This window comes from Brevibacillus sp. BD137 (assembly GCF_041644655.1).
In the GTDB taxonomy this organism is placed as follows: domain Bacteria; phylum Bacillota; class Bacilli; order Brevibacillales; family Brevibacillaceae; genus Brevibacillus; species Brevibacillus brevis_D.
The window spans coordinates 213,213-236,229 of sequence record NZ_JAOTNO010000010.1; the positions used below are offsets into that span (position 1 = coordinate 213,213).

At 47.4% G+C, this 23,017-nt stretch carries 17 protein-coding genes; 11 read left to right on the plus strand and 6 right to left on the minus strand.

The window, feature by feature from the left end; genetic code table 11:
• Positions 1–203 precede the first annotated feature (203 nt).
• Positions 204–1,013 carry an adenosylmethionine decarboxylase gene (gene speD / locus ODZ53_RS21000; RefSeq protein ID WP_372679757.1) on the plus strand — a complete coding sequence of 270 codons (810 nt, stop codon included), beginning with the start codon at positions 204–206 and terminating at the stop codon, positions 1,011–1,013.
• 446 nt (positions 1,014–1,459) lie between these two features.
• Here speD and ODZ53_RS21005 read toward each other — a convergent pair whose 3' ends face one another.
• The 5 genes from ODZ53_RS21005 to ODZ53_RS21025 all read right to left on the minus strand — a co-directional run bounded on the left by ODZ53_RS21005 (position 1,460) and on the right by ODZ53_RS21025 (position 8,212).
• Positions 1,460–3,178 carry a hypothetical protein gene (locus ODZ53_RS21005; RefSeq protein ID WP_372679759.1) on the minus strand — a complete coding sequence of 573 codons (1,719 nt, stop codon included), beginning with the start codon at positions 3,176–3,178 and terminating at the stop codon, positions 1,460–1,462.
• A gap of 204 nt (positions 3,179–3,382) precedes the next feature.
• Complete coding sequence (locus ODZ53_RS21010; RefSeq protein WP_372679761.1) at positions 3,383–4,048, minus strand: ankyrin repeat domain-containing protein; 666 nt, start codon at positions 4,046–4,048, stop codon at positions 3,383–3,385.
• A gap of 284 nt (positions 4,049–4,332) precedes the next feature.
• Entirely contained in the window at positions 4,333–5,802 is a 1,470-nt protein-coding gene (locus tag ODZ53_RS21015; protein ID WP_372679763.1) for an S-layer homology domain-containing protein, read from the minus strand.
• Positions 5,803–6,040: 238 nt separating this feature from the next.
• Positions 6,041–6,733, minus strand: coding sequence for a response regulator transcription factor (locus ODZ53_RS21020; RefSeq protein ID WP_372679765.1), 693 nt, complete (start codon positions 6,731–6,733; stop codon positions 6,041–6,043).
• 15 nt (positions 6,734–6,748) lie between these two features.
• Positions 6,749–8,212, minus strand: coding sequence for a sensor histidine kinase (locus ODZ53_RS21025; protein WP_372679767.1), 1,464 nt, complete (start codon positions 8,210–8,212; stop codon positions 6,749–6,751).
• Between the two features lie 169 nt (positions 8,213–8,381).
• Here ODZ53_RS21025 and ODZ53_RS21030 point away from each other — a divergent pair, with 169 nt between their 5' ends.
• The 3 genes from ODZ53_RS21030 (at position 8,382) to ODZ53_RS21040 (ending at position 11,643) form a co-directional block, all read left to right on the plus strand.
• Entirely contained in the window at positions 8,382–9,179 is a 798-nt protein-coding gene (locus ODZ53_RS21030; protein ID WP_372679769.1) for a carbon-nitrogen hydrolase family protein, read from the plus strand.
• 108 nt (positions 9,180–9,287) lie between these two features.
• On the plus strand, positions 9,288–9,536 hold the full coding sequence (locus ODZ53_RS21035; RefSeq protein ID WP_012684553.1) for a hypothetical protein: 249 nt from the start codon (positions 9,288–9,290) through the stop codon (positions 9,534–9,536).
• A gap of 721 nt (positions 9,537–10,257) precedes the next feature.
• Positions 10,258–11,643 (plus strand): L-cystine transporter, encoded by a 1,386-nt coding sequence (locus tag ODZ53_RS21040; RefSeq protein ID WP_372679771.1) that lies wholly within the window; start codon positions 10,258–10,260, stop codon positions 11,641–11,643.
• Positions 11,644–11,983: 340 nt separating this feature from the next.
• Here ODZ53_RS21040 and ODZ53_RS21045 read toward each other — a convergent pair whose 3' ends face one another.
• Positions 11,984–13,615, minus strand: a complete 1,632-nt coding sequence (locus tag ODZ53_RS21045; protein WP_372679773.1) for a peptide ABC transporter substrate-binding protein — start codon at positions 13,613–13,615, stop codon at positions 11,984–11,986.
• Positions 13,616–13,837: 222 nt separating this feature from the next.
• Here ODZ53_RS21045 and ODZ53_RS21050 point away from each other — a divergent pair, with 222 nt between their 5' ends.
• From ODZ53_RS21050 to ODZ53_RS21080, 7 genes are all read left to right on the plus strand, one after another.
• Positions 13,838–14,401 (plus strand): hypothetical protein, encoded by a 564-nt coding sequence (locus ODZ53_RS21050; protein ID WP_372679775.1) that lies wholly within the window; start codon positions 13,838–13,840, stop codon positions 14,399–14,401.
• A 260-nt stretch (positions 14,402–14,661) separates the two neighbouring features.
• Positions 14,662–15,771, plus strand: coding sequence for an IS200/IS605 family element RNA-guided endonuclease TnpB (tnpB, locus tag ODZ53_RS21055; RefSeq protein WP_199927288.1), 1,110 nt, complete (start codon positions 14,662–14,664; stop codon positions 15,769–15,771).
• A 177-nt stretch (positions 15,772–15,948) separates the two neighbouring features.
• On the plus strand, positions 15,949–16,764 hold the full coding sequence (locus tag ODZ53_RS21060; protein ID WP_372679777.1) for an SDR family oxidoreductase: 816 nt from the start codon (positions 15,949–15,951) through the stop codon (positions 16,762–16,764).
• A gap of 95 nt (positions 16,765–16,859) precedes the next feature.
• Positions 16,860–18,164 (plus strand): hypothetical protein, encoded by a 1,305-nt coding sequence (locus ODZ53_RS21065; protein ID WP_372679779.1) that lies wholly within the window; start codon positions 16,860–16,862, stop codon positions 18,162–18,164.
• 757 nt (positions 18,165–18,921) lie between these two features.
• Positions 18,922–20,181 carry an amidohydrolase gene (locus ODZ53_RS21070; RefSeq protein ID WP_372679781.1) on the plus strand — a complete coding sequence of 420 codons (1,260 nt, stop codon included), beginning with the start codon at positions 18,922–18,924 and terminating at the stop codon, positions 20,179–20,181.
• Between the two features lie 59 nt (positions 20,182–20,240).
• Entirely contained in the window at positions 20,241–21,644 is a 1,404-nt protein-coding gene (locus ODZ53_RS21075; protein ID WP_372679783.1) for a M20 family metallopeptidase, read from the plus strand.
• A 109-nt stretch (positions 21,645–21,753) separates the two neighbouring features.
• Positions 21,754–22,689, plus strand: a complete 936-nt coding sequence (locus ODZ53_RS21080; RefSeq protein ID WP_372679785.1) for a ferrochelatase — start codon at positions 21,754–21,756, stop codon at positions 22,687–22,689.
• Positions 22,690–23,017 lie beyond the last annotated feature (328 nt).

The window sequence follows — 23,017 nt, forward strand, 5'->3', positions numbered from 1 at the left end:
TAATTTCCCCCTTTCTTCTAAATTTTGACACACTTCGATATTTTATCACTAAACCCAAGGGATTAGAACCATATTCTGCTAAGTTTCCCTGATGCTATGGAATCATTTTTGGGTAGGGCAAAAGTAATGGGTATTTATGAACGAGATAGAGGAAAAAGTAAGACAAACTGAGTTTTGGATGCTACTACAGGGGGAAATGACGCTTGGAACAAAAAACAGAACATAACGTTACGCTGCATGGCTTCAATAATTTGACCAAGTCACTCAGCTTCAACATGTACGACATCTGCTACACGAGAACAAAAGAGGAACGGGAAGCGTATATCGAATACATAGATGAACAATACAATGCAGAGAGATTGACGAGTATCCTGAAAAACGTGTCGGATATTATCGGCGCACATGTACTGAATGTGGCCAAGCAAGATTATGTACCTCAAGGCGCGAGCGTCACTTTTCTTGTATCTGAGGGGCCTGTCGTAGAAGTCCCTACTGAATCTTATGAAGAATCCCCCGGACCTTTGCCTGAAAATGTGGTGCTGCAATTGGACAAGAGTCATATTACGGTGCATACGTATCCAGAATACCATCCAACAGAGGGCATCAGTACATTCCGGGCCGATATCGACGTGTCGACTTGTGGCGAAATTTCTCCGCTCAAAGCACTCAATTATTTAATTCGTTCGTTTGATACAGATCTGATGACAATTGATTACAAGGTGCGCGGTTTTACCCGGGATATCCATGGATATAAGCTGTTTATCGATCACGACATCAGTTCCATTCAAAATTATATTCCCGAGGAAATTAAGGAATTGTTCCACATGATTGATGTGAATGTGTACCAAGACAATATTTTCCATACCAAATGCAAACGCAGGGAATTTGATCTGAACAATTATTTGTTTGGATACACGAAGGATAGGCTGACACCAGAGGAGCAGGAGGATATTACGAAGCAATTGCAAATAGAGATGGACGAGATTTACTATGGGAAAAATTTTGTGAATTAGTAGCTGTAGTGGGGGAAAGAAGCGCATTTCCAGTCTACGCTTCGGCCTCCGCCCCACAAGGGGGATTCACTGTCCGCTCCGAAATGAATGGCGGGAGCGCTTCAAACCAGAAAACGCAAATGCGTTTTTGTATGTAATAAAAGCTGAAATTCCCCGCCATTCATTTCGGAGCTAAGTAGGGCTCCAGAGGCGCTAGGACTGGAAATGCGCTTCTTTCTACGCAGCTTAAGAAGCTCTGAAATATGAATCGAGATGTCTAAAATACACCAGAAGATGAAGCAAAAGATATCTACCTCAAAAGACTTCCAGACATAACTGAAAAAAGCTCTAATCCCCGAAATAATCTTCAGCTGTTCGAAAGTCATGGCACATGTTTGGAAGGAGACCGCCCGAACGAAGAGAGGATATAGGCGACTGGAAAACATGTGCTATGGCTTCCCCCGACCTCAAAAGTTGGAAGACATCGTTCTTTTATCTTCTCGAAGAGTTGGGTTAAGGTAGAATGCCCGAATCTCCTCCAGCGTTTTTCTAGCAGGCTGCACGAATTCGCGGTCCCAATCTTCCGGAGGGGAATCCAGTGATATGCCTTTTTCCTGTAAGGTTCGAAACAGCTCCTTATCCGCTTGTGTAGGTATCCACCACGTGTAGACGGGATTCGTTTTGCCGTTGAGCAACGATTCGAACATAAATTTCACATAGGTAGCTGTAGAGAGTTCGCCGTAATTGACGTCGAATTCAGGCCCGGGAGCCGGATAGGCCTCTGGATAGCGGAAAGGGCCAAAGTGAATGGAAATACCCAGAAAGCCGACAGGTGGAATGTTGTTTCCATACCCCGGAAGGGAGAACGGCAGATCGGCTGCGAAGTGCAGGCGAATCATGACAGAGTTGATGAATTGTCGTTCGAAGAAACTTTCTTTTTGCCAAATATCGAGTTCTCGTGAAAGAGTATCCCAGTGAATAATGGATGTATTATGCGCGAGCCAGAAGGCGGACGACATCTGTTCAAACGTTTTGTAAAATTCCTCGTCGTGATCGTGGAACGGATCGAGCATGTCGAACAGGCTGAAGCATCCGTGTTTTCTCCTCCATTTTTGCGCGATGATCAGAAAATCAATCAATCGTTGAATTCGTAGCTCCGGGCTACTCTCATTATTGGCAAACAGAAACGTTGCTTCTATTAAATCGGCAGTGAAGTTGCCATTAACAAAATCCCAGTAATTGATTTCACCAGCTTCTACTCGTTCTTCGTTAATCCGCTTCGTATCGGTTTCCCATCGAGCAAAAGTGGTGACATCCATGCCGAAATAAAGCTCAGGTAAGAGATCGCCCAAAATATGAAAGCGATAAGGGCTAGACTGCTGGAACCAAGTTTTGATGAAGTCCAGGCGAGAAGAGGGAGACACGACTGCGGCCCGCTCCACATAGTCCGCTTTGGCAACCATTGACTCAAATTCTTCAACGGATGAGGCGATCGCTACAAAAGGGGCTGCTGAGGTCAAAAAGTCCGCGCCGTCTTCATCGTTGTCGTATTGCACAATGATGTGCTGGAAGGCTGCCTCAGCCAAGGGAGATAACACAAGCTGATTCCAACGGTGTGCGGTTGTATCGTCAATCGCTCCGATGACGACGACAGGTTTGACCGGTTCCCCGCGAAAAGAAACAGAGGCACCGTTTTGGACGACGATCTTGTTTTGACACCGTACATTGATGGATGTCCCTGCTTCAAAGCTGATAGATGTCCCAGCAGCTATGATGACATCCTCTGGTCCGATCATGTACGGACCATTTTCTGCGGTAAATTCCCCCGATTGATTCATGAGCCCCGATAGGCGTTTGTACTTATCCACGTGCAATTGATAGGTGTGCTGCGGGTCTGGATCAGGCCCAATCGTCAGCTGTACATAGTAAAGACCATCTTCTTTTGGAAAAAACGGAAGGATGATGGGGGCGTTCGGACTATATTCAGCTTCTGCAAGTTTTGTTCGATGGATGTCATAGATTCTAATGGTAGTTAATGGATGCGTCAGGTTATTGATGTGGATTTCAATAGCGTCTGTAGAAGCGAGAAAGAGCTTGTACATCTCCACCTTAGCTTCAAGGTTAGGAGAAGCTTTTCGGATTCGTTTATCCGTTTCCAGAATCGATGTATACGAGCTGACGGTCATGTAAAACAGGCTCCTGTCAAAATGGTATAGGCATAATGGAATGATTTACTAGTAGTAGACGCCTAAATATAGGAAAAGTTTTGATTTTTGCAGGGGCTTTTGGGCTAGAAAATAAGAAAAAGGATAGGGGTCAGATGAGTTCTGACGATCCTATCCTTTGTTTCTTCCATAAGGTAGTTCAAAAAATTGACTTGGGTTATCTTCTTATTTTCCGCCAGCCTGCGTGAGCATTTCCATCATTTCTTTGTAGCCATGCTTCTTCGCATGCCCGAGAGGCGTCACACCATCGTGATCAGCGAGATTGACATTCGCATTGTGCTCGATCAAGAGCTTCACGATTTCCTGATGCTTCTTGCCACCATCGCCCAAAATCACTGCTTCTAAGAGCGCGGTCCAGCCCAATCGGTTGACGTGATCAATGTTGACTTCGGAGGTGGTGAGCAGTTCCTTAACGATCTCGACATGTCCACGATCAGCCGCAGGAATCAAGGCCGTTCCGCCAAAACGGTTCGTAATGGTAGTGTCAGCACCTGCTGCTATCGAGGCTTTTACGAACGCGAGTTGGCCTGCTGCACTTGCGAAGAGCAGGGGATTGTCTAAGTTGTTGTCTCGGATGTTGATGTTGGCTCCGCGTTCAACCAACAAGTTGAAAACGTCTAGTAGACCAGAGTGGACCGCGATCATCGCAGAGGTGCGGCCTCTACTATCGGTGGCGTCTATATCCGCGCCTTCTGCAAGCAGCCTCTCAATCGCTGCTTTGTCTCCTTGACTAGTTGCTGTCAATAAGGCTTGATTCAGCTTATCCATTTCAACTTTCACCGCCTGGGTTGCTTGCTGCTCGCCACTCGTCAGGAGGGTGTTCCAATTCATCTGACACCCTGACAGAGTGATGGCGATCGTCATAAGACCAATACGCAGTATAGCGAGCCCACACCTTTCTTTTGATTTGGATACCTGCATTATACAAAAGAGGTAGTTCATAAAGTCATCTTTTGATCACGAAGTAGTTTTGAGAGCAAACTCGGCATCGAAAGTAACGTTCACCTTCGAAGTCTGGTGCTCATGTAGGTTTCCTACACTCCGCTTCTCCTTCTTCAGGTTCACGTTACTTTCTCGGTACTGAAAAGCCGACTTTTTGAACTCTCATAAAAAGACTACTCGACTGTCAGCTCGGCAGAAGATTTGCCAGCCCAATCGCCGACAGGTGTTACCTTGTATGTGGTACCTGCTTTCAGTTTACCATCTTGCTGGATGTCAAACACGCCTGTGGTACCTTTGCGGCTGGAATATTTGTATGTCGCCAGCAGTTTTTCTCCGTCTGCACTAGTGAGTTCTACACTGCGTCCAGAGAACAGCTCGTCTCCCGGGTCCTCTGTCAGGGAAACGGTGATAGAAGTTTCACTAACTGCTTTGGCTTCGCTGATTTCGAGCGGAGCGATTTCTTGTGCGACGAAGGTTGGATTCGCGATATTCGCCCAGTCGGAGGTAATGGTGAACGTAACGCCCGGGGTCAGGACTTGGCCTTCTGGGAGACGGAATTTAATTTCTTGCTTGCCGTCTGTTGATTGTGTGAAAGGCACGTATTTCGCTACGATTGGTTGTCCGCCTTCTGGTGTAATGGTCACTTGTCTTGCTTGCATGGAAGAAATGATTTGATACGTTTTGCCGTTTGCACTGTTGTTTTGATCCAGCACCAAGGCATTTGCACCGCGCCCTCCGCTGTAGGCGGAGATGACATATCCATAATCGATGACACCATTTGCTTGCAGGGACTCGACTTCAAACGTATCGTTTGTTACTTGGCGCACTTCTGTCATGTTGATCTTGGTTGCGTTGCCCGCGAATGTGCCAGCCTTTTTCCCTTTGTATGTCAGGCTGTAGGTGATTCCTGGCTTTTGAACAGAGGTTGGCACGATGTAAGTATTGGTAGAACCTGTTTTCAGACGTGGCATATTGGTCAGTGTCAGTCCATCGCTAAAGACAAAGTCTTCTTTTGCTTTGGCAAATACTTCATTTTCTGCGGTCAACGGAGCATCGAACGTCACAATCAATGTAATTTCGTTCAAGGCGTGTACGCTCGTGATGGTCGCTTTATCAGAAGGGATTGCCTGGCGAGCCACATTCAACAGATAAGCGGCTTCACCGCGAGTAACGTTGCTGTCTGCGGAGAAGAAGCGTTCCGCCCAGTAGTTAACCGACTTCACATCACGCTTGAGCGCTTTTGCGACGATTTGCACGAATTCAGCATCTGTCACGGTTCCACGTGGATCAAAATGGCCATCTTTTGCTTGCATGATATCGAGGGATACCAGATCTACCGCGTATTTATAGAACCAGTCATTTGCTTTCACATCCGTAAACGTTACGGATTTATCTGTTTTGCCGCCTTGCAAGCCAAAGGTGTGTGCGACCATTTTTGCCAGCTCAGCACGCGTAACTTGATTATGAATGTTACTGCCTTGCATGACTTTCAGCTTGGAGAGTTCAGTAACGGCTTGCTGAATTTCTTGAGCATTCAGGGGAGTGGAAGCTGCTTGCACATTCAGTGCAGCGTAAGGAAGGGATGCTGTGCCCATAACAGTTGCGAGCATCATGATCGCGATTTTATTGGAAAACTTTTTCATCAGTTGGTCCTCCTCTAGATCAGTTGAGTGGGTGTTGCTTGATTACTTGTAGGATAGTCGAGAGACCTAAACTGCCAAGAAACAAGAGATTAATAGAATCTAAAAAAGTTCTTAAAAAAAGATAAAATGATCTTTATTGCACCTTCTTACACGTAAAAAAACCTCCAGCTTTGACGTAGAGCGGAAAATCCGTCTTCGTTTTCGCTGAAGGTTTTTGTGATGATCATGGTATTCCCGTTTAGACAGTAAATCGGTAACCGGCACCCCAGACCGTCTCGATATACTGCGGATTGGAAGGATCGACTTCGATCTTTTCCCGCAGCTTGCGAATATGTACCGTAACGGTCGCAATATCTCCACTGGAGTCCATGCCCCAGATTCGTTCGAACAGCTCATTTTTGTTAAAAACCCGATTTGGGTGGGTCGCTAGAAATTCAAGCAGATTGAATTCTCTTGTCGTGAAAATAACTTCCTGATTGCGTACGTAGACTCTTCGGGAGACTTTGTCGATGACGAGACCGCGAATGTGAATCTCTGCGTTCGATGGCTCAACTTGTCGGGCTGTCAAACGCTCGTATCTTGTCAGATGGGCTTTGGCTCTGGCAACCAATTCGCTGGGGCTAAACGGCTTTGTAATATAGTCATCGGCACCGAGATTAAAGGCGCGGATTTTATCGATCTCTTCTTTTTTGGCGGAGACGATCAGAATCGGCACTTCCTTGACCTGTCTGATCTGGCTGCACAATTCGAAGCCATCCATGCCCGGAAGCTGCAAATCAACGATGATCAAACTGTAGTCGCCATTGATGGCAAGCGGCAAGCCTTCGCTGCCAGAGTGGCATAAATCGACCTGAAAGCCGTTCAGTTCAAAATAATCCCGCTCCAGTTGAGCGATAGTCGTCTCATCTTCAATGATGAGGATACGTGACATGGGAATGTGCACCTCCTATTGTTTGTGGGTACGTTTTAGCGTAAAGAAAACGCTGGTACCTACACCTTGCTTGCTCTCTACCCAAATTTTTCCGCCGTGACCCTCGACGATCTGGCGCGCGATGGAGAGTCCGAGACCACTACCGCCCGTAGAAGAATTACGGGATTGCTCCACCCGATAAAAGCGTTCGAACAGGTGAGGAATGGCTTCTTGCGGAATACCGATGCCGTTGTCTTTTATTTCAATGGTAGCCCAATGAGCGTCCGCTTGAACCGAGACACAGATGATTTTTTCAGGTTTATCCATGTATTTTTGCGAGTTGCCAATGATGTTTAAGACGGTGCGCTTGATTTTTTCCAAATCGGCGATGACCAGGGTGCCTTCTGCTGTGCGTTGATTCCACTGAATCGTAATGCCCTTCTTTTCCAGATCGTAGTGCAGCTCGTCGATGCAGTCATCCAAAAACTGGACGATATCTACATGTTCAAACGTAAAGGGCACTTGCTTCAGATCGAGCTTGGAGTAGAGAAACAGCTCATCAACGAGCAAGTCGAGGTCTACTGCCTTGGAGTAAATGATGTTGACGTACTTGTCCATTTTCTCCGGGGTATCAGCTACGCCATCGCGGATTCCCTCTATGTAGCCCTTGATATTGGTGATCGGTGTACGTAAATCATGCGAGATGTTGGAAATCAACTCTTTGCGGCTTTCTTCGTCCGCAAGGCGCAGTCGCACTGATTCCTGCAATCGTTTGCGCATGTTTTCGAACGCTTCGTTCAGTTGTCCAATCTCGTCCTTCGTGTACAGATGGAGCTCAAAGTCTAGATTGCCTTCCTTGATGTTCTCAGCTGAATTTCGCAGTAAATCGAGCGGCTGGACGACACTGCGAGTAATCCAGCGGTACAGCAAGACGTTTGCGATGACAAGGACGCCGAGGAGGAGGAACACGAGCATCGGCAGTAGATTGCGGATCACCTCACCAAATGGACTGCGTTCGCGGATTACAAAAACACTGCCTTTTGCGCCATCCGAAAACTTGAAGTCAAACTTGGCATACGCATAAAATCTTTCGCCGATGTTGAACGTGTTACGAATCTGGTTGTTGTTCAAGTCATAGGGCGGCAAGCTGTTTTCCAGCTCGGGCTGATTGATGGTCGGGGAGGTAAAGACTTGATTGCTCTCTCTGCGGACATACAGGCCGGCTCGTACCGTTTTGAGCTTAAAATCATAATCGGCAAGCAGCTCCTGATTTTGCAGTTGATCCGGCTCATTCTTGGCGAGATATTTCAATTCAAGGAAAATATTCTCTTCTTGTTCTGTCAGCGGATTGAGCTGATAATGCACTTTATAAAAATCGCGAAAGCTGTTGAAATCACCTGTCGCTGCAATCGTAAATAGGCTGGCGGCTACAAAAAACGTTAGCAAGCTGATGACTAGCATCCCTGTGTAAGAGAGCAGCAGCTTGATACGGATGGACATGGACTCACCTACTTTCAATAGGGTGAAAATTTATACGCAAGATGACAAGTCCATTATATACAAGACGTCCAGCTGGTAAAGCATATTTACTTGGAACTCGGTCAAAATCAGTTATACTAGCAAGTAAGAAAACGAGAGCTTTGTATGAATAGGAAGGACGGGGATATTCATGAAAGTAGCCATTGCACAGCTCACAGCGACGATGGATAAGACGCAAAATTTGCAAAAAGCAGCCGATTACATTGCAAAAGCAAAAGCAGCAGGGGCAGATTTTGTAATCTTGCCAGAAATGTACAGTGCGCCTGCCACTCCAAAGTCGGGAGTAACCCCGGCAGAGGTAGCGGAAAAGCTGGATGGTCCATTCGTTTCCGGCTTGGCAGAGCTCGCTTCGAAGTACGGAGTTTATGTGGTTTGTGGTGTGTTCGAATCCATCGAGGGTGATGAGAATCGTGCCTACAATACGACTGTTTTTCTAGGGCGTGAAGGACAGCTGCTACATGCGTACCGCAAGACACATTTGTACGATGCCTTTTCCTACACGGAATCGGACTTCATCGCGCCTGGGGATAATCCGTATCAAGTGGTGGAAACGGAATTTGGCAAAATCGGGCTGATGGTATGCTACGAGGTGCGCTTCCCGGAAATCGCGAGACAGTTTGCGTTACAGGGTGCCGATATTTTGTTTGTGCCAGCAGGCTGGGTAGCGGGAGCGATGAAAGAGGATCACTGGGAGACGCTGGTTCGTGCGCGTGCTATTGAAAACACAATGTTCGTATGTGCGGCTGATCAGGTCGGAAATATTTTTGCTGGACGCAGCATGTTCGTCGATCCGATGGGTGTCGTGATAGCAAGTGCAGGGGAAGAAGAAACGTTATTGGTCACAGAACTGGATGTAAGTCGGATTGAACGAGTACGGGGCAAATTGCCAAGTGTTGCTAACCGTCGAGCAGAACTGTATACCAATTAAATGCCTATGCACACTTTCTCTTTTGTTCAATATGATGGTAACAGATAACTAGTCATTATTTTGGCCCTAATGTAAGCGTCACCATCATAAGAGAGGGAGTGTGTACGAATGTTCTGGTTCGTATGGGCTGTCGTCGGTGTGGTCGTTTGGTGGGCAATGAGCTTGATCTGTAAAGGAAAAGCGACAGGATCAGGCTGGTGGGCTTCGCTCATTGCTGCTCTTTTGGGTAGCTGGCTGGGCGATTTGGTACTGGGTGATTGGCTGTGGATGTGGGCAGGCTTTAACGTCATTGCCGGAGCCATTGGTGCGGTCGTCATCACTTGGTTGTGGTGTTTGGTGGTGAAGCAATTAAAATAAGCGAAATGATTTCGTATTACTAACGAACCAGGGATCGTCCAAATGGGCGGTTCCTGGTTTTTTCATTGGTCACTTGATATGTGGCTGCGGTGGGGAGAAGAATATTTCCAGTCTAGGCTTCAGTGCTCCGTCCCGCCGGGGGTCAGGACTGCCCGCTCCGAAGGGATTCGCGGGGAAACGCAAAAGTGGTAGCCGCTACGCCGTATGGGCACGGTTGCGTTTCTATTTTCCCGCGAATCCCTTCTCCGCTCGGTAGGACTTCACAATTCGCTACGTCTGGAAATATTCTTCTCTGTCGTAATGTACTGCATTTTTCAATCTTTTAAGGCATGTAAGACCCGTTTAAACAAGGAAGGCTCGTAGAGGAAACAGGAGAAAACAGCGAAGATCTTAGGGACACCGCCCGAGGCGCAATGAAAAAAAGAGAAACAAGCCCTTAGCGTCCACCTCTGAGTTCCCCCTTGAATGGACGACTTTGGACGCAGGTTTCGCTTTTTTTCATGGAGCCGGGCAGTCAATCCCCCAGGGGGTGGCCCTAGAATCTGAGCGTTTTCTCCTGTTTCCTCCCCACCACAACAGCCGGACAAAGCTATTCATGTAAGACAGTTTGGAATAATACAAAAACAATTCATACTTGACCAGTAGGTATTGTTGGTAATATAACTATATCTATACCGAATACAATAATGAGAGGTACATAGAACGAAAGGGAGGGGAATATATGTCGACGTTATTGATCATCGTAAACATTGTTTTGTTGCTCTTATTCATTGCTGGATTGTACGCCATGCAAAAGAAGCATATTTCTTTTTCCAAGCGGGTATTTGTCGGCCTCGGACTCGGGATTTTATTTGGACTCATTTTGCAATACGTATACGGAGCCAAATCGGACGTACTCAAATCCACCATCGAATGGTACAACATTGTAGGGAAAGGCTATGTGAAGCTGCTTCAAATGATCGTAATGCCACTGGTATTCATATCTATTTTATCGGCTTTCACCAAAATGAAACTAACCAATAACATTGGAAAAATCAGTACGCTGATTATCGGACTTTTGGTAGGGACGACTGCTGTCGCGGCAGCAATCGGGATTTCGACTACCTTGGCATTTAATCTCGATGGCGCACAATTCCAGCAGGGGGATGCGGAATCCGCTCGGATCGAACAGGTAGAGCAGCGCTTGGGTGATATCGAGAACTTGAGCATGCCCGCGAAAATCCTAGAGCTGCTTCCAGCGAATCCGTTCCTCGATCTGACTGGAGATCGGGCGACTTCCACGATTGCCGTCGTGATTTTCTCTGCGATTATCGGTGTTGCGTATTTAGGGGTAAAACGTAAAAATCCGGAGCAAGCTGAATTGTTTGCGAAAATCGTGGACGCATTCCATACCATCACTATGCGTATCGTGACATTGATCTTGCGCCTGACGCCATATGGTGTACTGGCAATCATGATCAGAGTCGCAGCTACCAGCGATTACAATGCCATCTGGCAGCTGGGCAAGTTCGTTGTTGCATCGTATGTGGCGCTGATCATCATGTTTATCGTTCATTTGTTGCTGTTGACGTTTGCAGGATTGAATCCAATCACCTATGTGAAAAAAGCATTCCCTGTCCTGACGTTCGCCTTCACTTCACGTACGAGCGCGGGTGCGCTGCCGCTGAATGTAAAAACGCAGCAAGGCATGGGAGTTCCTGAAGGAATTGCCAATTTCGCAGGCTCCTTTGGACTCTCCATCGGACAAAACGGCTGCGCAGGTACGTATCCAGCCATGCTGGCTGTCATGGTAGCACCTATCGCAGGAATTGATCCGCTGACACCATCGTTCATCCTGACACTGATCGCAGTTGTGGCACTCAGCTCCTTCGGGGTTGCAGGAGTAGGGGGCGGGGCGACCTTTGCAGCACTGCTCGTCTTGTCCACGATGAATTTGCCAATAGCCATTGTCGGTCTGCTCATCTCCGTTGAGCCGCTGATTGACATGGGCCGCACAGCACTAAACGTAAGCGGAAGCATGACCTCCGGACTTTTGACGAGTAGAGTGACAAAAGAGCTGGACACTAATGCTTACCACGGAAACGACCAAAAAACGCTGACTGTGTAAATGTAATAAAACAGGCTGTACCGTCTATCCAGACAGGTACAGCCTGTTTTATTTGTGTTATGTGTTTTTCAAGAAACTCGTGAATACAAAGGTTTCGGAGAGGAAGAGAAAAACGGAGCGACCGGAGGCCTTGGCACGCCTACCCAGTCGAAACGGAAAAAAGCGGTACACGCTTGTCGACCAACCTCTTCCCTGAGAAGCTTCCGCCCATCGGGTGGCTTTTGGTCGACGTACCGCTTTTTGGAGTGGAGACGGACATCTCCGCTTCCTCGTTGGCGTGCCACGAACGGAGGAAGCCCGTTTTTCTCTTCCCCACCACTATGTTCGCACAAAACCTGCCCTATTGAGTAATTGAGGTGTACTTGAAGTACGCACCACCAAGCGGGAAGATGATGAAATCCTTCACCTTATCGTTTTTCACATAAGGGCTTCCACGGAAGTTGATTGGAGCCAACGGCATTTCCTCCATAAGAATCGTTTCCGCTTCAAGCAGGATTTTTTTCCGCGCGTCCAGATCAGGCTCGTTGTAGCTCTTATCGATCAGCTCTTTAAACTTGGCATTTTCCCAATCCGGGTGGTTGTTTCCGCCCGTTTTATCGCGGAACATCTCCAGGAAGTTGATCGGGTCGTTGAAGTCTGCGCCCCATTGGAAACGGATCATGTCAAAGTTCGCTTGCGATCTCATGTCGCGGTACACCTTCAGCTCCGCTGTGTACAGCTTGACGTCAACACCGAGTGCTTTTTTCCACTGATCTTGCAGGGCTTCTGCCAGTTTTTTATTGGTATCATTCGTGTCAAACGTGTAGGTAACGGTCGGGAAGGTCGAGAGTCCGAGCTCCTTCATACCTTCATCTAGTAATGCTTTGGCTTTCGCCTGGTCTTCTTTAAAGTAGCCGTCTGGTTTTAATCCCATGGAAGTCGGTACCCAACCATAGGCGGCTGGAACACCCGTCTGCAAAATATTGTCGATGATTTCCTGACGTTTGATGGCATAAGCGAACGCTTGGCGAATTTTTTTATTGTTGAACGGTGGTTTGTTTGTATTAAAAACAACGGATTGCGTGCCGGGATTATCCGCGACCATCAGCTTGCCTGCATCCTTGAGTGTAGGGATTGCGTCGGTCGGAAGTGTTGAGGCAGGATAGCCGCCCCAGTCGATGTCGCCATTTTCAAACATGGAGAACGCTGTATTGTTATCCTCGATCATAGCGATTTCAATCCGGTCGAGCTTGACGCTGTCTTTGTCCCAGTAGTTCGGGTTTTTCGTAAAGACGATTCTGCTTTTATGCTCCCACTTGTCCATGATGAAGGGACCATTTCCTACGATGGTTTTCGCTTCATTCGCCCATTTCGGGTTTCCTTCCAGCGTTTTTTGATGCAACGGGAAGAGGGTCGGGAAGAAGGTTAGCTCACGGAAAAACGGAGTGGGTGACTTCAAGTTGAATTCGACGGTGTAGTCGTCTACAGCCTTGACGCCTACATCCTCTGCTTTGCCTTTTCCCGTATTGTACTCCTCTCCTCCTTTAATGTAATAAAGCTGATAGGCGTACTCAGACGCTGTTTTCGGATCGAGGTTGCGTTTGATCGCATAGACGAAGTCATGGGCGGTGACGGGGTCTCCGTTGCTCCATTTGGCGTCCTTGCGAATTTTGAAGGTGTAGTTCATGTAATCCGGCGAGTTGGTGAAGCTCTCAGCCGTTGCATTGACGAGTTGTCCATTCAGATCATAGCTGGTCAAACCCTCAAAGGCAGCATAAATCATGTCAAACGAATCCGCGTCGACGGCGATCCCAGGGTCCATCGAAGGAGGCTCGCTGTTAATGCTCCATTTTAACACCATCGGCTCTGTTTTTGTCGCTTCTGCAGGTGTAGTGGAGCCAGTGGGTTCAGCAGGTGCGGAAGAGTTCGAGCACCCCGCTAGTACCCCGAAAAGCAAGGTAAGACAGGTTGCAATTGCCAGTCCCTTTTTCATAAATACCCCCTTAAAATGTTAGGAAACGTATATTCAGAATATTTGCTTGGTGTTTCGATAGCAAAGAAATTTTTTTAGTTTCTCGATAAAAAATATTTATTTAGGTCATTGATAGATAGGAATAATGAGAGGGAATTGATAGATTTTTCTTAAAAATTTACTCGTTTTTAAAATTATGGTATATTTTGGTAGAATTTAATGATAGGAGAGGTGGGAATCACTTTGTTCAAGAAAATGGTTTTTTCAGCATTGAGTGTAGCCGTATTTTCCGCAGTGCTAACGTCTCCGATTCAAGCCGCAAACACATCATCTAGTGTTGATAGTCAGAAAGAACATTCATCCGTTTCTGCTAGATGGAGCTCAGATGAGGAATGGATTCGAAAATCTGCTGCTGTCCCAGCAGGTTGGGTGGTCATTCGTGAAGATCTCGGTTCCAAGCTCATTAAAAATACAGCAGGTGCTCCCTATGGTCAGGAATTACGAGTAAGTAAATATTCTCCCGTTCCAGCGGGATGGGTAGTTTTAAGAGATGAAGTAGCTGGTCGCGTGATCAAATATGTAATAGGAGCATCTTATCGTACGGAGTTCAATGTGACCAAGTTCTCCCCCATTCCAACTGGATGGGTTGTATCGCGAGAAAATTATGATAGCAAGACGATCATGAATGTCGTTGGAGCTCCTTATGGAACCGTATTATTAGTAAGCAAATATTCACCTGTTCCGCCAGGATGGGTTTACGAGGGACAAGTGGCTACTGGCATGTACATTAAAAACTTGAATCGCTAGTAGTCGTATAAAACATGAGAGAAAGAACTGATGGATAAGGTGTATATAACCATCAGTTTTTTTTTATTTTATCATAATAAGCCGAGAAGACTCCCACTTCTACGTCTTGCATCGCTTGGCGAAAGTGGGAGATGAATCGGCAATGCAAAGAAAGAACGACTGCTTTCTCAGTCGCCTTTGTACTATTGGAAAAATCATGCAATAGATATAGAACGTACGTTCTTGATGTGGTAAACTCCTCCTAGGAGGAGGTGAATATTGTGCTATGTAAAAAAGCGTTCCGGTTTCGCATTTTTCCCACGCATGAACAAGCTGTACTCATCTCGAAAACATTGGGTTGCAGCCGCTTTGTGTTCAATCGATTTCTTGCTCGGTGGAACGAAACCTACAAACAAACGGGCAAGGGGTTAACCTACCACTCATGTTCGGCTCAACTACCACCGTTAAAAAAGGAATTTCCCTGGCTCCAAGAAGTGGATAGCACCGCTATTCAATCCTCCCTTCAAAACCTCGCAGATGGATTCATACGATTTCTCAAGAAACAAAATGAAGCGCCGCGTTTCAAAAGCAAAAAGAATCAAGTCCATTCGTATACGACGATACATACGAATGGAAACATCCGGATCAACAGGAACCAAATCAGACTGCCGAAGCTTGGCTGGGTGAAATTTGCCAAATCCAGAGAAGTAGAAGGGCGGATTCTAAACGTCACGGTGCGAAGAAATCCAACTGGGAAATATTTTGTTTCGGTGCTTTGTGAAGTCCCTTACTCTTCGTATGTTCAAGTGGATAAAAAGAAAAGCATTGGCATCGACCTCGGTCTCAAAGATTTTGCTACATTTTCCACGGGGGAAAAGATCCGCAATCCTAAGTACCTTCGCTTGTATGAAAAGAAACTGATTCAATGGCAAAAGAAACTGTCCCGCAGGCAGAGAGGCGGGAACAATCATGAAAAAGCGAGAAGAAAAGTAGCCATCTGGCATGAAAAAGTAGCCAACACCCGAAAAGACTTCTTACAGAAACTGTCCACCAGACTGATTCGCGAAAACCAAGTAATCTGTTTGGAGGATTTGCAAGTGAGTAACCTGATCAAGAATCACAAGCTGGCCAAAAGTATGGCGGATGCGTCATGGTCCACCTTTCGTGACATGCTTGTCTACAAAGCTGAATGGTATGGACGAACGATCTCTTTTGTAGGGAAACAATTTCCTTCCAGCCAACTCTGCTCCACTCCCAACTGCGGGAATCGTAACACAGACGTTAAGAACCTGAACTTACGTGAATGGACATGTTCCAACTGTGGGACACTGCATGACCGTGACGAGAATGCCGCCATCAATATCGAGTGTGAAGGACTTCGCTTGTTGTGAGAAACAACTTAACTGTCGGGACGACAGGGATAGCTTGGCTGACTTCACTTCAGTAGAAGTGACTACCCAAGAATCCCCCACCTCTAAGCGGTAGCGTGGGTGGAGGGAGTGTTCAATAGAGAAAATAAGGCAATGTGTGAGATGACTTTGAGCTGCAGGGGAAAAGGGGGCAAAAGCATGTCCATTCTCATCACAGGAGCAACGGGCAAACTAGGGAGCCTGATTATCGAACAGCTTTTGAAAAGGGTGGAAAGAGAACGCCTCATTGCCTGTGTGCGCGGAATGGACAGAGCGACACGGTTAAGAGAGTTGGGAATCGAGGTAAGACAAGCGGATTATGATGACCCTCTATCTCTGGAACGCTCTTTTGCGGGCGGCACGAAGCTTTTGTTTATTTCTAGCTCGCACACGGATGATACCGTTCGTGTACGACAGCATAGTCATGTCATAGAAGCGGCGAAAAAAGCAAATATCACTCACCTGGTGTATACCAGCTTTGCCTTTTTGGAAAAGGCAAATATCTCGCTCACGCATCTTCATTTCGCAACGGAACACGCCATTCGCACGACAGGGATACCGTATACGTTTCTGCGGAATGGACTTTACAGTGATGTGATTGCGGCATTTGGTATTCAGCAGGCAATCGAGACAGGAGAGCTCATTACATACCCTGGCAAGTGGAGCTTTCACACAGTGACACGCGAGGATCTTTCAATTGCTGCTGCCACTGTCATCAGCACAGAGGGGCACGAAAATCAGACTTACGAGCTTACGGCTTCCCGAGCTTGGAATTTCGTAGAGCTGGCTGAGGTGTTGACGGCACAGACAGGGAAATCCATCAGGCATCGGGAGGACCCTGTTGCAGAAAGTTGGCTGTATCGCTTCTTGCTGCAAATTGATGCGAGTAGCACGACGACGGATTTGGAGAGAATCATCGGCAAGCCTACTGCTTCACTCGAGCAAATGGTTAGGCAAATCATGGAGCAAGCGTAGTGCAGCGTGCTTAGCATCCAGTAGACAAAGAAAACGGCACATGATATGAATGAGGAAAAGGTGTCGATCATGACGAGGTAGGAGATAACGCCCTTATGTATAGAATCGGTGTTGTAGGACCATTTCCTTCGGTGGAGCGGATACTGGCGGTCGCCAATGAATTTGAGCATGAAATCGAATTTGTCCCCTTTCGTTATGAAGACGTACGTGAGGTGAGCAATATCGTCCAGGAACATCATCCAGAGTTAAACGGATGGTTTTTCTCAGGGCCGGTTCCGTTTACCATCGCAAAAAAGGTGCTAACCCCAGATGCCAATATCGTGTATTGCCCGCCGAACGGTTCGAATTTGTATCGTTGCTTCATTCAGATGTCCATTGACCAAAACACAGCCGTGAACCGTGTCTCCATCGATATGATCGAGTCGGAAGGGACGCATTTGCGAGAGTCGATGTCGGAGCTGGACATACCCGACGAGGAGATTTACGTTACTATGTACGATGAGCATTTTGACCTCGATGCGATCACGCAGTTTCATGTATCGCTGTGGCGTGAAGGCAAGACACAAGGAGCATTCACCACGTTTTCTGTAGTTGAACATGCGCTGCGTGAGGAAGGCATTCCTGTCTATCGTGTTCTTATGACGAAAATGGAGATTCGTCAGGCGATGAAAATCGTCATCGAAAAGGTGAAAAGCTCCTATTTTAAGGACACACAAATTGGGGTAGAGATCATTGAGCTGGAGCAGTTTGACAAGATTCCCGAGCGGACCAGCACGCGCTTTTACTTGCAGCATCTGGAGCTGAAGATCAGACAAATTCTGCTTGCGCTCTGCGATCGGCTGGACGGCTCTCTGCTTGCAAATGGCAACGGACGATACCAGATTTTCAGTTCGCGTGGTGCGATTCAACGAGAGATTGAAATGCTGCGACATACGGTGGAACAGCTCTCTTTGGAGGCAGAGGTTCCGGTTGCAGTAGGGGTAGGCTTTGGGGACACTGCTTTTTCAGCCGAAAACAATGCACGAAAAGCAATCCAGCACGCAAAAGAACGACCGGGGGCAGGCATTGTCGTTGTACAGGATAAGGGCGTCATGATGGAATCGGTGGGAGAAACAGAGGAGCTCGCCTATTCGTTCCGCTCCAGTGATCGCGAGCTGTTGGAAAAGCTGAACCGGGCCAATGTAAGTGTCAAATCGTATCACAAGCTGCGTGCGTTGGTTCAACGCATGGGCTGGAAGTTGTTTTCAACGACGGATATCGCTTCGCATTTGTCGATGACGGTACGAAATGCCCAGCGCATCATGGGCAGCTTGTGCGAAGTGGATTTGGCCGAGTTCAGCGGGGAAGAGCAGCAGGCTGTGCGTGGACGACCGAAGAAGCTTTATCAGTTAAAGAAATGAGGGCACCCGACGAGAGGTTTCGGGTGTTTTTTCATTTTATGTGGCTACGTGGCTACAGTGGGGAGAAGAATATTTCCAGTCTAGGCTCAGTGCTCCGTCCCGCTGAGGGTTGGGAATGTCCGCTCCGAAGGGATTCGCGGGGAAACGCAAAAGTGGTAGCCGCTACGTAGCGCGAGCACGGTTGCGTTTCTTTTGCCCGCGAATCCCTTCTCCGCTCGGTAGGACTCCACAAGTCGCTACGTCTGGAAATATTCTTCTCTGTCGTAACAGATGATATTTCTTCAACCTTATAATTCTTTAAAAGCCCGTTTAAACATGGATAGCTAGTAGAGGAAACAGGAGAAAACAGCGAAGATCTTAGGGACACCGACCGAGACGCAATGCAAAAAGCGAAACAAGCTCTTAGCGTCCACCTCTGAGACACACCCTGAATGGACTACTTTGGACGCGGTTTCGCTTTTTGCATGGAGTCGTGCAGTCAATCCCGCAGCGGGAGGCCCTAGAATCTGAGCGTTTTCTCCTGTTTCCTCCCCACCACATCAGCCGGTTAGAAGGTTCGCTATTTTTCAATAACTCTAACAACTCCTATTGAAAAAACAGCGACCCAACAATATAATTCAACTAAGCGAAAATGTCTTTTAATATTCGTATATTGTAAGGATTTACATTTACCAGTCTTCTCATATTTCTACAGCTTGCCTATCGGACCTGAGCATGGAAAAACACATGCTCCAGAGTTAACAGGAGGAATTGAACGATGTTGGATCTGGTTTCGTTGCGAAGAGATTTTCATAGACATCCAGAGGTGGGTTTTACGGAGTTCCGTACCGCTTCCAAGGTAGTAGAGATTTTGACGTCCCTCGGCTACGAGGTCATATACGGACAAGAAGCAATCGATGGAGATTCCCGGCGGGGCTTGCCTTCCGAGGCAGTTCTCGAGGCAGCGTATGAAAGAGCTTTGCGTGACGGTGCAAACCCGGCAATCGTTGAAAAAATGCGCGGTGGCTATACCGCAGTGATTGGTGTGAAGAAAGGGAAGGCACCTGGACCAACGGTTGCTTTCCGTTTTGACATGGACGCACTGCCTGTTTTAGAAAGTACGGAGCAAGACCATTTTCCACAAGCGAATGGCTTCCGATCCCATTATGAAGGCAACATGCATGCCTGCGCTCACGACGGTCATACCTCGATTGGCTTGGGATTGGCAGAAGCGCTTGCAGCAGGAGATTTTTCCGGTACGCTCAAACTGATCTTCCAACCAGCCGAAGAGGGTGTTCGCGGGGCATATGCGATCGTGGAAAAAGGCCATTTGGATGATGTTGACTATATTTTCTGTAACCATTTGGGTGTCAATGTGCCGCTAGGTGAGGTGCACGGCGGCTCCTATGGGTTTTTGGCTACCACGAAAATGATGGCGCATTTCTACGGTGTTTCTTCTCATGCTGGTGCGTCGCCAGAGCAAGGGAAAAATGCATTGCTCGGAGCAGCTACCGCCCTGTTGAACATTCATGCGATTCCGCGCTTTAGCACTGGTGATACGAGAATCAATGTGGGTGTGCTAGAAGGCGGAACAGCAGCGAACATCATTCCGGCCTATGCCAAGATGGTTGTGGAGACTCGCTCCATTACCGAAGAAGTAAATGAAGAAGTAGAAAACCGTGTACGCAACATCATTGTACACAGTGCTGCTATGCATGAGCTCGACTACAAGATCGAGGTCGTCGGAGGAGCAATCCCGATCAACTACGATGTGGAGATGGCAGAGCTGGCCCTGGAAGAAGCCAAGCAAGTAGAAGGCTTCCATTCCTTTAAGCACGGCGAGTACAACTCGATGGGCAGTGAAGATGCCAGCTTTATGATTAAACGCGTTCAGGATCGTGGCGGAAAAGGAACGTACATGGCAATTGGTACGGATATCCCGGCGCCTCACCACCATCCGAAGTTCGATATACAAGAAGAGATTTTGCCACGCAGCGTAGCGCTTTTGAACCGAATTGCCAGACGATTGCTGACGTAAAACCGTTCCTACCTGAGCGAAAAACCACTGGACCACGGGGACAGAGAGGATGTTTGCGAATGCATACCAAGCGAATTGCAGAAATGATTGAGAAAAAACGAGATGCCTTCATCAAGGTGAGCGACCAGATTTGGGCTTTCGCGGAGACGCGTTTTGAAGAGTATCAATCTGCTGAATTGCTAGCTCAAACACTCGAGGGAGAGGGCTTCAAGGTTGAGCACGGTGTAGGTGAGATCAAAACGGCTTTCATCGGAAGCTTTGGCAGTGGCAATCCTGTCGTGGCGATTTTGGGAGAATTCGATGCTCTGTCGGGCATGAGTCAGAAAAAAGGCCAGACTAAAGAAGAGCCTCTCGTAGCAGGTGCAAATGGACATGGCTGCGGACACAACTTGCTCGGTACCGCTTCTCTTGCGGCAGCCATTGCCGTGAAAGAGTATATGGAAGAGAACAACATGAAGGGGACTGTTCGTTACTACGGCTGCCCAGGGGAAGAAGGCGGCTCCGGGAAAGCGTTTATGGCGCGAGCAGGATTGTTTGACGATGTGGACTTCGCACTTTGCTGGCACCCAATGGGCTATAACAGCATCATGTCCACTGATTCACTCGCGAACTATCAAATCTACTTCAAGTTTAAAGGAAAGAGCGCCCATGCGGCAGCAAGTCCACATCTCGGTCGAAGCGCACTGGATGCGGTCGAATTGATGAGCGTCGGTGTGAACTACTTGCGTGAGCACATTATCCCGGAGGCACGTGTTCACTATGCCATCACGAACTCCGGCGGCTTGTCGCCAAATGTGGTTCAACCAAAAGCAGAGGTGCTCTATCTCATACGTGCGCCAAAGGTTGATCAAGTACAGGAGATTTACGAGCGCGTATGCAAAATTGCGCAAGGCGCTGCGCTCATGACCGAAACAGAGGTAGAGATCGTATTCGACAAAGCGTGCTCGAACCTCGTGCAAAACAAACTGCTCGAAGAGGTCATGTACAAAAACTTCCAGGAGCTGGGCGTCCCTATGCATGATGAAGCGGAACTGCAATTGGCAAAAGAAATACGTGCGACACTGTCCAAGCAGGAACTAGCCACTTCGGAAAAACAGTCATCAGACATGCCAGCTCCAGACATGGTGACATGGCTCAATCCATACGACGGATCAAAAATCCCGTTGAACGGCTCCACGGATGTAGGGGATGTGAGCTGGATTACGCCAACAGCACAATGCACAACTGCGTGTTATGTGAATGGCTCCACGCTGCATTCCTGGCAATGGGTGTCCCTCGGGGCGACATCCATGGCACATAAAGGGATGCTGCATGCGGGGAAAGTCATGGCTTCTACAGCGATTGACATGCTGAAAAATCCAAAGCTGATCGAACAGGCAAAAGCCGAGCTGAAACAGCGTCTGGGCGGTCAAACATATGTGTGCCCGATCCCAGAAGGTGTCATGCCTTCTGCGAAAAAATAAGCGACATACGGAAATAACAAGCGGACGACTTCTGAACGATCAGGGTCGTCTTTTTTGTTCAAGAGCAAGGTCCTCGTGTAGAATAGCCAAAAGGAGTTGCGAAAATCAGATGAAAGCTCTGCTCATGTTGTCTTACGCCTCATTGCAATCAATCGATGATATACAGCCCTTTTATACCCATCTGTTTCATGGCAAAATACCTTCGTCGGATACGTTGAAGGCTGCCAAGGCACGATTTCAATCCATTGGCGTTGCAGATCCGCTTGGTTCTGTAACAGCTCGGCAAGCCATGGCCTTAGAACGACGGTTGAATCAAATTGGAGGCGGCGAGCGAATCAAAGTCTATCAAGCTACGAAGCATACGTCTCCTTTTGTGCACGAGACGGTTCAACAAATAGTCGCAGACGGTGTTACCAAGTTGTACGCGTTTCCGACATCCCCCTTGTATTCAAGAACGGGAACGGCTACCTATTATCAAAGTGTCCGAAAAGCGCTCGAAGCCAGCGGTGCAAACATTCCGGTTGTGGAAATCAATCATTGGCACCGCTATCCGGGGATTGCAGAAGCGATCAGTCTTCGTCTACGAACGGCACTGCAATGGCTCTCCATGGAAAATCGTTCCGAAACAACTGTGTTGTTTACGGCCCACAGTCAACCAGGGGTGCCTGAAGTGAACAAAGAGTTCATCCAAGCTTTTACGGAATTAGCTGAAGAGGTCGCCCTGCGAGCTGATTGCAAGAAGTCGATGCTCGCTTACCGAAGCGCAGGACCAGCCCCGCAGAAATGGTTAGGACCGGATGTACTTGCGATGATAGAAAAAGTGGCCGAGTCAGGCGGCAAGGCAGTCGTTGTCTGTGACTTACTGTCTTTGACCGAAAATGTAGAGGCAATTTTCGATTGCAGAATCCATTGCAGAATGAAAGCAGAAGCTTGCGGGCTGGAGTTTGTCTCCACTGAATTTCTGAATGATTCGGCTGACTATATGGACGCTCTTGTGGAGCTGATTCATGAGAGAATGAAGCAGTCCGAAGAGAGGAAGAGTTGATATTCTTTCTCTTCTTTATTGTTGTAGCGTGAAAATGTAGCTTTTAACGATGTTCTTTATATTTGACTCCCAGATATTTCATTTGACCAAGTAGATCGCTCATGTTATATTGAAAGTCCGCCTTTCAAAAACGGGCGGAATTACAGAAACAAAACGAAAGACTTCAAATATTACCAGTTGACTCGAAGTCATCATACATGGTATATTATGAGTCCGGCACTTTTGAATTGCTAGTGAAAAATGCTCTTTGAAAACTGAACAGCGAAAGCGTTAATGAGTCTATCATGAAATGATTTGCCAGCTTTGAACCAGTAACAAACTTTATTGG